Consider the following 11,380-nt stretch of genomic DNA (forward strand, 5'->3'; position numbering starts at 1 on the left):
GTGTTTAAAATCGCGCCCATTACAAATGGGCGTTTTAGCCTATACTTTTAGCTAATTTATTTACACACTGGTCCATACAAGATTTGAAAACTGCAACCTTTACTGAAAAACGCAAATTTATCGTTAAATTAGGTAAAATGCTTCATAAGTACGGCACCCCAGCGTACCGCTTAGAAGCACACTTAATGGAAGTGGCCACTTACTTAGGACTTAAATCGTCTTTTGTTATGTCGCCAACTTCGGTAACGTTTGTAATTTGGACTGATGGCCACGAAGACGAATACACCCACGTGGCACGCGTAGACCCAGGCGATCACGACTTAGGCTCACTTGCCGACACCGACGACTTAGTTAATCAAATGCTCGACGACAAGCTCACCTTACAAGAGGTTGATGCTCAGCTTGATGCCATTTACGACATGCCAAACCCGTACAATAAATTTGTTACCGGTATTGCTTTTGCAACATCGGGGGGTGCATTTGCCATGCTAATGGGTACCAGTTGGACAGACGTTATTTGGTCTGCGTTACTTACTTTAGTGGTGTATGTGTTTGTGCTGTGGTCGGGGCGCTCAAAACGGGTTGCTCACATGCTTGAGCCCCTTGTTGCTATAGTATCGGCAGTGCTGGCTTGTGCAATAAGTGTGTATATTTCGCCCGATATAAATATACGGTTAGTGGTGCTTTCAGCCATTATTGTATTTATACCTGGTTTAGCGCTAGCGCTTGGTTTAGCAGAGCTTGCCGCTAGGCATTTGGTGTCGGGTACGGCGCGGGTTATGGACTCGTTTATGCTGTTATTTAAACTGTACTTTGGCGCCTTTATTGGCATAGGCATTGGCTTTGCCATATTTGGCCAAACTGATTTTGTACAGCCCGAGCCACTACCGCGCTGGACTGCGTGGCTGGCTATATTTTTACTTTGTAGCAGCTTAATAGTGATATTTAGAACCAAACTTAAACATGCTGGATGGTCAATCGCATCTGGTTTTATAGCCTATGGCACAAGTATTGGTTCGGCTATGTACCTTGACTACACGTTAGGCACGTTTGTTGGTGCGCTTTCGGTTGGAGTGTTTAGTAACTTATTTAACCGCGTTGCAAATGCCCCAGCTTCCATTGTTGCCATGCAAGGCTTAATTGTATTGGTACCCGGCAGTAAAACGTATATTGGCTTAAACTCGCTTATTGAAGGCCAAGACTTTGTTTATGCCGAGCATATAGGCCAGCAAACGTTTTTAATATTTATGTCGCTTGTAGCAGGGCTAATATTTGCAAACGTAGCTTTACCGCCTAAAAAAAGTTTATAAGCTTGTTACCATTAAAAAGCCCGCTTACTTTGTAACGGGCTTTGTTGTTTAACGCGCTATTCGCTATAAGGGATGGTGAGTACAATTTTTCCTACGTGTTGTTTTTGTGCAAACACTTTTTGCGCTGTAACAATTTCGCTCAATGGGAATGTTTGCGCCACAATAGGCTTTATTTTTTCTTGTTCAATAAAGTTAACTAAGCTTTTAAATACCTCAGGCTCTATAACTGTACAGCCAAAAAAAGTTAAATCTTTTAAGTACAAAGTACGTATATCAAGCTCGACTAATGCCCCGCCAATAGCGCCCGACACCGCATAACGCCCTTTTGGTTTTAATACCTCCAGCAGTGCAGGCCATTGCTCACCGGCAACAAGGTCAATAACTACATCAACACTGTTTTTACCTAAGGCTTGAATTAAATCATCTTCACGAAATATAACTTTATCGGCACCTAACTCTTTAAGCTGCTGCGCCTTACTTTTACTCGTAATGGCAATAACAAAAGCGCCACGTGCTTTAGCTAATTGCACTGTCGCTGAGCCAACACCACCAGAAGCGCCTGTAATTAAAACAGTTTGCCCTTGCTGTGGGTTTGAGCGAAACAGCATGTTTTCGGCCGTAGAATATGAGCACGGAAATGATGCCAGCTCTTCATCACTATAGTTACTATTAATTTTATAAGCGTGAATAGAGTCAACGCGGGTAAACTGTGCAAAGCCACCATCGCACTCAGAGCCAAAATACCATGGCAATTTAAGCGTTTCGCCATTAGCTTTAATTAAACATGGCTCAACAATAACGCGCTCACCAATACGGCTTTGATCTACGTTTTTACCAACAGCTACAATTACGCCGCACACATCTGCCCCTTGAATACGAGGAAAAACAAGCGCATCACCAGACCAACTTGCATCGTCTTTACTGCTTTGTTTTTTAGCGTACCACGCCGTGCGGGTATTAAGATCTGTGTTATTAACACCTGCCGCCATGACTTTTATAAGTACATCTGTTTGTGCAAGCGCTGGCAACGGTAAGTTAGTTGCATACTTTAATACATCAAAATCGCCATGTTCGGTAAGCTGTACAGCGTGCATTGTGCTAGGTAAATTTGCCATTGGTTGCTCCATTATATTAATTTTAGAATACTGTTTTTTGCAGATGTAACCGCCTCATCGCCCATAACTGGCCATGCACTCGACACTCCCTCGTGCAGCAAAAACAAGCTACTAGCCAACGATGAATTTAAACCTTGCTCACCTAGCAGTTTTTTTACGTCATTTTTATGTGTTTGCACCGCAAGGCTAATAGCTTCATCTTCAGGAAACGCCGACAACGCATTAATAGATAAACAGCCATTAGGCGCAAATTGCACCATCCACGCTTTTAGTTGATCAAACATGTGCAAAACCGCCTCAACTCCCGGAGCAGGCGCACCTTTAAGTAAAAAATTAATATAGCGATTATGGCGGTACTCAAGCGCAGCAATGATCATTGCCTGCTTTGACGGGTAATATTTATAAAGGGTGCGCAAACTAACGCCACTGAGTTTTTGCAGCTTAGCAACACTAGGCTCAGCAAAACCATGTTGACTAAAGGCCACCTCAAGCGCAGCAGCTATATCTTGTTTTAGCAAAGTGTTTAACCTATGTAGAATGAATGCTCTACCCAATATGGTAGAGCATTCATTCTACATGTCAACCAATACAGATTTATACAAAATAAGAACTTTGACACCCATTATAAATTAACAGGCTAGGAAAGCCCTAGAGTCCAAAATATATGAGGATATTTATAGATATGGCATCCCTTTAATCTTTCTTAGTCATAATAAAGCTATAACTATGACACCCACTCTAATTATTTATAAATTAAAAAAGCCATAACCAAGACACCCACTTTAATTATTTATAAATTAACAATGTAGTAAGAAATATTTGGTTGGATTTATATTTGATTTGAGATGTTGAGTGGAAATAGAGATGTTTGAGTTTATATACTTAAGCTTTTTGTCATAATCTTATGGCCATTAAGAAACTTCATGCACCGTAAAAGCTCAGCAAAGCTAAGTGACATACTATTTATTTAATGCGTTTTATTAGGCTAATAATTTTTTACTGTTTGAATAGCTAGGCCTTCGCTTAATAGCTTGATGTTTACAATAACTATCTAATGAACTTACGCGCCCCACGGCTCCATGAAAAACATTGCCAAATTCGGTTGTAAGTTTTAACCAGTTCTCTGGCGCTATATTCAAACGTATCAATAATTCAGGTGTTGAATGCGCAATAAAGCCTATTTTATCAGCGCGAATACATCGGCCCGTTAATTCCACTAACTCTAAATACGTTTTTAATTCGAATGGTAAACCTTTTGGCATGTATCTTTTAGGCTTTCCTGCAAAGCGTAATAACTGTTTTGGCTGCTTAACTTTTAACGCCTGGTTGCTTTTAAGTGCAATTGATTTTATGCGTTGTTTTACGCTCGTAAAGTGCGAATCCTCAGGTGTTTCAGCCGCTTTGGCGCGTATTGGATTTAAATCTACATATGCCATGCACGCCAACAAAGCAGCTTCATCTAGTAACGCTTGAGATTTAAATCGCCCTTCCCAAAATCGCCCTGTGCAGCCATCTTCTTTGTTAGCTCGCCTTGCAATATTTTCGTTCAATGCTCGCATAAACCAGCTAATACTACTTAAGCGTTCTCGATACAGCTTTAGGCTCTCGTTTAAAAACCAATGTTCGGTAGCCGATAACTTCTCACCGCGTATAAATTTATGCGTGATAGCGGTGCCTTTAAAAAGCTTGTGCCAACGAATTGCTATTGCTTCGTCGTTTAACCTATTAGCTTTTTTATCATCTACATACAACACAATATGTGTATGATTACTCATAACTGCATATGCACAAACATCTATACAAAATACCTTTGCAAGGCTGATAAGCTTATCCTCTACCCACCCTCTTCTATGCGCGTAATTTTGTCCTGTAAAAGGGTCTTCACCACACAAATATGCCCGGCGAACACAACGTGAAATACAGTGATAATATTTTGTATCTGCCAAACTTATTTGGCGCTTTCGAGCAATAGCCACAACACAGCCCTGTTTATTATTTAAGCTAAGCGTAGTCCGAGCTTGTGTTTTATACAACTATTATGATGGGTGTCGTTATTATTTTATTATTTGTGTTTTGATGGGTGTCATAGTTATATTTTAAATGGGTGTCATGATTATTTTAATAATGCTTTTCATACTTATTTACTAGAAAATGGGGTTTTTAAAGGGATGTGGTGGTGTATTCCCAATAAAGTATTAACTTGTTATTTACAAGCAATGCTATAGTTAGTTATATCGTTTTAGGTGTTGATTCAGTAAAAAATAAATGACGAACAATATAATAATAAAAATCAATATAGTGTGGTTTCGCTTTTTTGTGCTCCTGTTATTTTTACTAGCAAGTAGTGCTACATTTGCTAATAGCTCTTCACTAACTTCATCTGATATAAAATCAATCCAAAGCCTGCTTAGTGATATTAAAGCCAACAAGCTAGATTACCTTTTACACCAAAAACAACTAACCCACGCTTATAATGTCACTAAACATACAAAGCATAAACAGTTGCACCTTAAAGCAGCTGCCTTATATTCAGAGCTACTTTTTCGACAAGAACAATACACCACGCTAAGTACCCATTTGCTAATGTATTTAAAGAGTACTGAGCTTGTAACATATAAAAACAGTCATCTACTATTTTTAGAGGCTCAGCTTAAGCTTTTCGCAATTAACAAAGAGTTAAGTAATGCGCAATCGCTTGCTAATCAACTGCAAACGCAGGTAAAACAGCTTTCTCCTAACGAACAAATCATTGTTTTTCGGGCTATAGCCTATTACTACACCGAAACCGACGAACTTAAAAAAACGCTAAGTGCGGCATTAACAGGTTTAGAGCTTGCTATAAAAGAAGAAGACATAGCCTCGCAGGGCTACTTTTTTAGAAAAATTGCCGACGCTTACAACTACCTCTACAAAGATGATAAAGAAAAAGCCATTTACTATGCCCAAAAAGCGGTAGATGCCTACGAGCAAACAAGCGACGGCCTATTTACTGCTAAAGCTTATTGGAGTTTAGGAAACGTATTACTTGAGGTCGGTCAGCCCAAAAACGCGCTTGTATACTTAAATAAAGCGCTGGCTTATTTTAGCAAAGTTAATATGAAAAAAGGTTTAGCCTTCGCTCAATATTCTATTGCAAATATTCAATACCTGCAGGGTAATTACGATACAGCTTTAATGCTTACAAACAAAAATATTGCACTTGCAAGCTCTGCCGGCATTAATGACATGCATTTAGCATCAATGATTTTATTATCAGACATCTACACAAAGCAAAATTTATTAAATAAAGCCAACCAGGTAAACGACGAAGTATTTTTAAACCTAGATAAATTTAGCCGCAGCATTTATAAGGCTGATTTTTTAAGCAAACGCTATAAATTAAAGCGCCAGCTTAACTTCACCGAAGATGCATTTAAAGCAATTGAAGATGAGCTTGCTTATACAATAAAACACTACGAAGCCACCAGCGAAACCAATATAAAAACCTTGCAGGTTAAATTTGAAGTAAAAGAAAAAGAAGACAAAATTTTACAGCTAGAATACGAAAAAGACATAAACAAACTGCAGGCTACAGAAGAACACCAGCAAAAAATAATTTGGCGCTTAAGTGCTTCAATTGCCTTTATTTTAGTCATCGTGTCGCTATTTTTATTTTATCGCCAAATGCGCCAACGTAAAAAATACCATGCTATAGCATTAACCGACTACCTAACTAACAGCTTAAACCGACGTGGCATTTTGCAAAAAGCAAATGAGTGTTTATCCCAGCAGAGCCTAGCAATAGCCATCGTTGATTTAGATTACTTTAAAGCTATTAACGACAAATATGGCCACGATATAGGAGATTTAGTACTTATAAAATTTGCTCAAGCAGCAAAAGACACACTAAGTACTAACGATAAGTTTGGCCGCTATGGCGGCGAAGAGTGGCTATTTGTTTTAAAAACGCAAAATCGCGATAAAATAAACAACTTTTTTGAAAATCTTGAAAATAAGTTAGCGCAGTGCTGTAGTCATATTGAGGCATTGCCAAGTAAAACACACGTTACCTTTAGTGCTGGCGTGGCAATAAGTAATGCTAAAAGCGACTCACTTAGCGAGCTAATTAAACGTGCAGACCAACAACTCTATAAAGCAAAAGAAAATGGCAGAAACCAAATAGCAATCGCGTAAATATACGTTATTAGTCACCTTCAATAATCATTTGTTTTATTTTTATCGCTTTTTCAAAGTGATCTAACTTATGGATGTGTATCCACCACGTAGCGGCTTGCATCAGCAGCTCTGGATTGTCGTTTTTATTTGCAAAAAAAGCGTAAAAAGAAAGGCCTACGTTTTCGCCTTTGGCTGCTATTTTTTTATCGCATACAGCTATAATTTTTGCTTTTAGTTCTTCCTGCATACATACCTTATTTAATTGTATTTTAATTATCTAAATATACCGTTTAAAAAACTAACTATTAGCTGTAAAAGACTTCTATCTACAATACTATGATCCTCAAACTCTTTATTAGGCGTATTTACTTTTGTAGCTTTGCATTCATTATCTAGCGGCTCATTTTTATGTATATTGGTTTCATAAGCTATATCAGCTTGCTCCATACATTTTGCAGAGCCCGCATAAGGCTTTGCCGCACAGCCAGTTAAAAATATACACAATGAAAATACAATTAAAAACGCTTTCATATTCAATCCTATTTTACGCCCCCTTGTGCTTTAAATTATAGCTGTAAGCTTACTTACTTAATCGGCTATTAAAACAAGTAGATCAATAAAAAACACACCAACTTCATCAAAAAAAGTGTCGCCTTTAGCATCCTTTGTTATTTGAGCGCTTACACATTCATTGTAAACCTTTGAGCTTGTTTTAGCGCCATTTAGCTCAGTCATTTCTGCCTCTTGTATGCATACACGTCGTTCAGAATGCTCGGCTGTACTACATGCACTTAATAACGCGCACAGTAATAATGCTATAGTGGGGCTTTTTAAGTTCATCCTTAAACTATCTTAATATCTAAAGTTTTATAAGAATATAGGTAAGGCAAGTATGTACAGCTTGTACCCATATAATGCGCTACTTTACCACCTCAATAAAATACCCAACCAGTAAAAATATGTAAGCTTATGTAGCGTCAAAAGCAATCACCTCTTTTAATCTGAAAAAATTGCAGCTGTTTGTATGTAAAAGTTACAGAGCAAAGCCATCCAAACCAGCCAAAAGTACATTAAAGTCAACTATATCAACACATTAAAATCTGGCACTGCGCTTGCTTTTAAAAGTCTATAAAGCAATTACAGCAAGGAAAGAGTTATGAATATTTTTGAAGCGCTACGTCACGACCACGATAAACAACGCGAGTTAGTAGATGCCCTTATTCAAACGCACGGCGATACGCAGCAGCGCCACAAGCTAATGGACGAGCTAAAAACCGAATTAGAAGATCACGCAAAATTTGAAGAGCGTTATTTTTATAACCCACTCATGTTTGACGATTTAACGCACGAAAAAGCACGCCACAGCGTTGCTGAACACCATGAAATTGACGAATTAATTGAACAACTTGAAGACACCGAAATGAGCTCATCTGCTTGGTTAGTTACAGCTAAAAAATTGCACCACTTAGTGCATCATCATTTAAGTGAAGAAGAACATGAAGTATTTCAATTAGCGGGTAAAGCCCTAACCGAAGGGCAAAAAGAAAGCCTAGCTAAACAGTACAACGATGCCATGCATTAATTATTAATTAAACCGACTTCCATACACTCCCTTGTGTACTTATTGGTTATAAGCCGTATGGCTTATAACCATTTTTTTTTGCAGTGCTACTTAATGGTAAATTTAACGTCTTGCTCGCGTAACACATAAAGTGCAAAACACGCTGCCCACATTGGCCACGCTGTAAAAAACAATAAGTTATTAAAGCCATCAATATACTGATTATAAGATGAAAGCGTAGAAAGGCCGTGCATTGCAAATATAACGCCATAAGTAAGGCGCTTTTTAATACCCGCTAAAAAAGCCAACACTAAAATAAGCTGTAACGCCCCCAGTACATAAGCAACCATATCTGTAGAGCCGCTAACACCATAAAAATGCTCAAAAATTCGTGCGCTATGCCCAGGGTTAACAAACTTATCAAACGTCCACATAATCATTACAATAAATACGCCTAGGCGTAGCGAAAAAAGCGACCACTGCAAACGATTTTGAAAGTCAGTACCTGTTGTACCAGTCATAAAATTTCCTTAAAACTAAATAATTTAATGTTGAAACTAGCAAGACCGCTCAACACATATTTTATTTCACCTTAATGTATAATTTTTTAATAAATTCGGTGCCCTGCTTTGCGTTTGTTTGCGTATAAAACCGCTATTTATAAATTACGACCTATTATGGCAATAACTAACTACAGTATTTGTAAAACAAAAACATAGTGCCTAAAACTGAATAACGCTTTTGAGCAATGTGCTAAACTTTTAACGTTTCATTCTAAAAAACAAAAAGAATTAATATTTACTGAAAGTTATTCACAAAGCTGCAGGTCTTTATTGCCACATTCACACTAACCAAAATGAGAACCCTTTTGAAACATTCATATTTGGCACTTTTTATAGCCGCTTCACTCACACCTAATTTTTATGCTCATGCGGCACAATCTGCAGCTAATACCGACTCAATTGAACGTATTGAAGTAGCAGGCCAAACGATTAAATCTCAAGGGCTTTCTGTAAAAGATGCCACTATTAACGGCCCCTTCGGCGACAACCTTGCACTGCAAGATATAGCACGCTCAGTCACGCCTATTTCAAGCGAGTTAATAGAGCAACTAAATATTACTACCCTACAAGACGTACTTGCAGTAAGCCCAAACACTTACTCTGCAAGTGGCTTTGGTGCACCCAGCTTACCTACTATTCGTGGCCAACTGGGTGAGCTTTTTCAAGATGGTACACGCCGCCAAGCAGGTAATAATGGCTTTGGCGTGCCGTTATCGTTCAATTCTGTAGAACAAATAGATGTAGTAAAAGGCGCACCGCCGGTTTTATTTGGTTCAAGCCAACGTAACGGTGGTTTTGTAAATTTACACTCAAAGGCTGCCTCTACAGATGAAAGTAAAGGTAAAGTTAAGATCTCAGCGGGGCGATGGGATCAATACAGTGCCCAAGTAGATTACACTGCCCCCATTATAAAAGATAAAGTGGGCCTTAGAGTAAGTTACGAGCACCTTGATGAAGGCAGCTACTACGATTACTCAGGCACTAAAAGCGACAGTTTATTTGCTGCGCTTAGAATTTTGCCGGATGATAAAAGCAGTTGGGATATTAACTTTGAGCTATACCAAGTTGAATTTACCGACAACGCAGGTATTAACCGCCCTACCCAAGCCTTAATTGATGATGGCCTTTATATTACCGGCCAAGGCGTGCAAGCCAATGGCAGTACAGTACCAGCAGCGGGTTCAATTGTTTCGCCTACTGGGCAAGTAAAAATAGATCGTAGCACCGTACTTACCGACCCTGATAACCAAAACGAAGCAACCACTTATTTAATTCACAGCATTTATAAGCGCGAGCTAAGTGCTAATGCCTCACTTAAAAACATTACATACTTTCAGCATTTACAGCGTGAAGAAATAGCCCAAAACAGTTTTGTAGAAATTATAGACGGCGCCGATACAGCACAAAACCGCACTGAGCTTACTTACCGTTGGAATAGCGACCAACAAACAATTTTTGCTTTTGACGTACGCTACAACAAAGTACTTGGCTACAGCCAATTTACTACCGAGGCCGATTTACCTATTGATTTAACTGGCCCACTTTCAAACCGCCGCATTCCCTTAACCGATGCACAAAAAGCACGTTTAGTAGAGCTAAGACCAGGTGTATTTGTATCGCCTGGTGGTCAATACGATTTAGATAACGATGGCAGCGGTGACTTTAACTTATCAGACACCACCGACTCACGTTCATGGCAAACCGGGCTTGCTATTCAGCAAGACTCAGATTGGGGCGATAAACTTCATACTAGTGTGGGTTACCGCGTTGATTTTTACGATGTAGAAGCAAACGACCCTATTGCACCACAAGGTCAAGTTGCCGCAAGCGACAGCATTAACGAAATACTGCATTCTGGCCAAGTTAGCTTTAATTACAAATTAAATGCCGACTACACCACTTATGGTGCAGCAAGTTATAACGAAGCAACATCAAACAGTATGGCTGGCGGTACATCACTTGGCGGCGATAACACAATTAGCGCACAAAATTTTGCTACCGAAAACACCTTAGTTGAGTTTGGCTTAAAGTACGCCCCAACCGACAGCGACTGGTACGCTGATGGTGCGGTATTTAGCCAGCGCCGTAGTTTACGTAATCGCGATGGCAGCAATACAGGTATTCGTACTACAGGTTTTGAAAGCCAAGTATTTTACGATGCCTTCCCTTATTGGCTAAGTGCGGGTTACAGCTATATTGATGCTCGTTACGACAATTCTGCAAGCAGTCAAGATTCTGCTCAAGTAATCGATGCATTTGACAATTCACGCCCAGATATTATTGCAGGTACCGGCGTTGGCGCACCAAGTTTTACCGCGTTTGCACCTTCAAACCGCCAAGTTCAGGGCATTCCTGAGCAATCGTTCAGTTTTAACGGAAATTATTCAATTAATTCGAAATGGCAAATGGGTTTTTCAGGTCTATATACAAAGAGTTACCCATTAGACTTTTTAGCAACAGTTAAAATTCGTGATCAATACACGCTAAACGTTAATACTAGCTACGCTTTTACGCCTAGGACTAAGTTGCGATTAGATGTAAACAATGTCACTAATCAAAAAAACTGGCGCCCAGTATTTGAAGGGGGTTACTTTGGCGCAACATTGGCATTTCCAGAACTGCCAATAAACGCAAAATTAACACTAACCCATAATTTTTAAGAGCGGTTGAGAGAAC

11 protein-coding genes are annotated in these 11,380 nt (G+C 39.2%); 4 read left to right on the forward strand and 7 right to left on the reverse strand.

Annotation, left to right across the window (positions count from 1 at the left end):
- Nucleotides 1-83: 83 nt before the first annotated feature.
- A complete protein-coding gene (locus PSH41_RS14840) occupies nucleotides 84-1,310 on the forward strand; it encodes a threonine/serine ThrE exporter family protein (protein ID WP_029773039.1) in 1,227 nt (408 codons plus the stop codon).
- 56 nt (nucleotides 1,311-1,366) lie between these two features.
- On the opposite strand, the gene PSH41_RS14845 is transcribed toward PSH41_RS14840, so the two are convergent.
- The 3 genes from PSH41_RS14845 to PSH41_RS14855 all read right to left on the reverse strand — a co-directional run bounded on the left by PSH41_RS14845 (nucleotide 1,367) and on the right by PSH41_RS14855 (nucleotide 4,401).
- Nucleotides 1,367-2,425: an alcohol dehydrogenase family protein gene (locus tag PSH41_RS14845; protein ID WP_273589435.1), complete on the reverse strand. Its 1,059-nt coding sequence runs from the start codon at nucleotides 2,423-2,425 to the stop codon at nucleotides 1,367-1,369.
- A gap of 11 nt (nucleotides 2,426-2,436) precedes the next feature.
- Nucleotides 2,437-2,943 (reverse strand): TetR/AcrR family transcriptional regulator, encoded by a 507-nt coding sequence (locus tag PSH41_RS14850; protein WP_138611065.1) that lies wholly within the window; start codon nucleotides 2,941-2,943, stop codon nucleotides 2,437-2,439.
- Between the two features lie 462 nt (nucleotides 2,944-3,405).
- Nucleotides 3,406-4,401, reverse strand: a complete 996-nt coding sequence (locus tag PSH41_RS14855; RefSeq protein WP_273589436.1) for a transposase — start codon at nucleotides 4,399-4,401, stop codon at nucleotides 3,406-3,408.
- Between the two features lie 289 nt (nucleotides 4,402-4,690).
- Here PSH41_RS14855 and PSH41_RS14860 point away from each other — a divergent pair, with 289 nt between their 5' ends.
- Entirely contained in the window at nucleotides 4,691-6,598 is a 1,908-nt protein-coding gene (locus PSH41_RS14860) for a tetratricopeptide repeat-containing diguanylate cyclase (RefSeq protein WP_273589437.1), read from the forward strand.
- A 10-nt stretch (nucleotides 6,599-6,608) separates the two neighbouring features.
- On the opposite strand, the gene PSH41_RS14865 is transcribed toward PSH41_RS14860, so the two are convergent.
- From PSH41_RS14865 to PSH41_RS14875, 3 genes are read right to left on the reverse strand one after another with little or no spacing between them, the layout of a single operon-like run.
- On the reverse strand, nucleotides 6,609-6,827 hold the full coding sequence (locus PSH41_RS14865) for a DUF6500 family protein (RefSeq protein ID WP_064387059.1): 219 nt from the start codon (nucleotides 6,825-6,827) through the stop codon (nucleotides 6,609-6,611).
- A 26-nt stretch (nucleotides 6,828-6,853) separates the two neighbouring features.
- Nucleotides 6,854-7,111 carry a hypothetical protein gene (locus tag PSH41_RS14870; protein WP_273589438.1) on the reverse strand — a complete coding sequence of 86 codons (258 nt, stop codon included), beginning with the start codon at nucleotides 7,109-7,111 and terminating at the stop codon, nucleotides 6,854-6,856.
- A gap of 57 nt (nucleotides 7,112-7,168) precedes the next feature.
- Nucleotides 7,169-7,420, reverse strand: a complete 252-nt coding sequence (locus PSH41_RS14875) for a hypothetical protein (RefSeq protein WP_273589439.1) — start codon at nucleotides 7,418-7,420, stop codon at nucleotides 7,169-7,171.
- A gap of 316 nt (nucleotides 7,421-7,736) precedes the next feature.
- Here PSH41_RS14875 and PSH41_RS14880 point away from each other — a divergent pair, with 316 nt between their 5' ends.
- On the forward strand, nucleotides 7,737-8,162 hold the full coding sequence (locus PSH41_RS14880) for a hemerythrin domain-containing protein (protein WP_273589440.1): 426 nt from the start codon (nucleotides 7,737-7,739) through the stop codon (nucleotides 8,160-8,162).
- 86 nt (nucleotides 8,163-8,248) lie between these two features.
- Here PSH41_RS14880 and PSH41_RS14885 read toward each other — a convergent pair whose 3' ends face one another.
- A complete protein-coding gene (locus PSH41_RS14885; protein ID WP_273589441.1) occupies nucleotides 8,249-8,662 on the reverse strand; it encodes a hypothetical protein in 414 nt (137 codons plus the stop codon).
- A 347-nt stretch (nucleotides 8,663-9,009) separates the two neighbouring features.
- Here PSH41_RS14885 and PSH41_RS14890 point away from each other — a divergent pair, with 347 nt between their 5' ends.
- Entirely contained in the window at nucleotides 9,010-11,364 is a 2,355-nt protein-coding gene (locus PSH41_RS14890) for a TonB-dependent receptor (protein WP_273589442.1), read from the forward strand.
- The last annotated feature ends 16 nt before the right edge of the window (nucleotides 11,365-11,380 follow it).

The sequence above is a fragment of the Pseudoalteromonas sp. CST2 genome (genome assembly GCF_028599385.1).
GTDB lineage: Bacteria > Pseudomonadota > Gammaproteobacteria > Enterobacterales > Alteromonadaceae > Pseudoalteromonas > Pseudoalteromonas atlantica.